The 370-nt window shown below is 63.2% G+C and carries 1 protein-coding gene; it reads left to right on the top strand.

Going from position 1 to position 370, the window contains the following annotated elements; all coding sequences use genetic code 11:
- Positions 1 to 370 (top strand): efflux RND transporter permease subunit (locus tag EN852_RS36305; RefSeq protein ID WP_135879721.1); only part of this gene is annotated, 370 nt, incomplete at both ends.

Consider the following 370-nt stretch of genomic DNA (forward strand, 5'->3'; position numbering starts at 1 on the left):
TTCGGTGGCAATCACCTCCAACCTCTCAGGCAATTTCGCGCTTGGCGATGCGCTGACGCGTGCCGAGGAGATCGCCACGCCGCTCCTGCCGCCCGGCAGCCGCATCCTGCCGCTGGCCGAAGCCGCCACATTGGGCGAAACCAACAGCGCCATGGTCACCATCTTCGGCTTCGCCCTGATCATCATCCTTTTGGTGCTGGCCGCCCAGTTCGAGAGTTTCGTCAGTGCCGTCATCATCATGGCGACAGTGCCGCTCGGCCTTGCCTGCGCCATTTTCGCGCTGCTGCTGTCGGGCACCAGCCTCAATGCCTACAGCCAGATCGGCCTGGTGCTTCTGGTCGGCGTCATGGCCAAGAACGGCATCCTGATC

Source organism: Mesorhizobium sp. M2E.F.Ca.ET.209.01.1.1, from assembly GCF_004010375.2.
Taxonomy (GTDB): Bacteria; Pseudomonadota; Alphaproteobacteria; order Rhizobiales; family Rhizobiaceae; genus Mesorhizobium.